Genomic DNA, 570 nt, shown 5'->3' with positions numbered 1-570 from the left:
GAGAAACAGCCGTGCGGCTGAGAGGATGTTGATCGCCCGGCTCTTGGACAGCATGTCGCGGAACTTGGGTTTGGCCTTGGCTTTGCCCAAGTCCTTTTTCAGCAGCACCAGACTGCCGATCCAGATCATGGCCAGTACTGCCGCCATGGCCAGCACCGCCAGGGTGAAGCCGAGCAACGCGAGCAGTGCTCCGCCGAGGAAAAAGCCCACACCTTTGAGCGCGTTCTTCGAGCCCGTCAGGATGGCCACCCATTTGTAGAGCGTGCCCTGTTGGCTGTCCGGCACCAGAAGCTTGATGGAGCTCTTGGCGCTCATCTTGTTCAGGTCCTTGGCGATGCCGGACAGTGCCTGGGCGGCCATCACCCATGGCACTGTCAGCCAGGTTGCCGGCACCGTGAGCATCAGCAAGGCCACGACCTGCATGCCCAGGCCGATGTTCATGGTGCGGTTGAGTCCCAGGCGGGCGCCGAGGTAACCGCCCACCAGGTTGGTGATCACGCCGAACACTTCGTAGAACAGGAACAGCGCCGCGATCTGCAGCGGCGTGTAGCCCAACGAATGGAAGTGCAG

At 61.8% G+C, this 570-nt stretch carries 1 protein-coding gene; it reads right to left on the bottom strand.

Annotated features, from left to right (window positions below):
• A partial coding sequence (locus PM2_RS29490; protein ID WP_042132665.1) for an MFS transporter occupies positions 1-570 on the bottom strand: 570 nt, incomplete at both ends.

Source organism: Pseudomonas monteilii NBRC 103158 = DSM 14164, assembly GCF_000730605.1.
Lineage (GTDB): Bacteria > Pseudomonadota > Gammaproteobacteria > Pseudomonadales > Pseudomonadaceae > Aquipseudomonas > Aquipseudomonas monteilii.
The sequence above is the reverse complement of the archived record's forward strand: the minus strand, read 5'-3'. Positions and strand labels throughout refer to the sequence as shown.